At 61.0% G+C, this 410-nt stretch carries 1 pseudogene; it reads right to left on the bottom strand.

Annotated features, from left to right (window positions below):
* Positions 1-277 (bottom strand): annotated as a pseudogene (locus DSY14_RS28215) (hypothetical protein); the annotation flags it as partial.
* Between the last annotated feature and the right edge of the window lie 133 nt (positions 278-410).

The following is a 410-nucleotide window of genomic DNA, read 5'->3' as shown; positions in this document are numbered from 1 at the left end:
CCTCATCAGCGAGCCGGATCTTCGCCCGGTGCAGATCGTCGAGTCGAACCTTCAGCGCCTCGGCCTCGACAGGATCGGACCAAAGTTCGTGCGGCGACTTCATGTCACAGCCCGGTTTGACGACAATCTTTCCGGCTTTGGTCTCCCGCAGATCGGCCTCGTTCATCTCGGTCATGAAGCGGGTGGAGCCGCAGATCACGACGATACGCGGGAGGCTCAACAGCTTCTTCGCGTCGGCGAGCTTCTCCTCGGGGGTGAGCAGTTGCGGGTATGACACTGGTTGCTCCTGGTGGTGTGGTCCAAGCGGGCCTGCGGAGACGAGAACGAGGGTGTCCAAGATCGTTTTGTGACGAACGACGTGGACACCCTCGCGACAGCACTCTATGCGACGACCGACGACATGCTGAAGG

This window comes from Nocardiopsis sp. MG754419, assembly GCF_018207095.1.
Taxonomy (GTDB): Bacteria; Actinomycetota; Actinomycetes; order Streptosporangiales; family Streptosporangiaceae; genus Nocardiopsis.
Note: the sequence above shows the minus strand (reverse complement) of the source record. Positions and strands in the feature narration are given on the sequence as shown.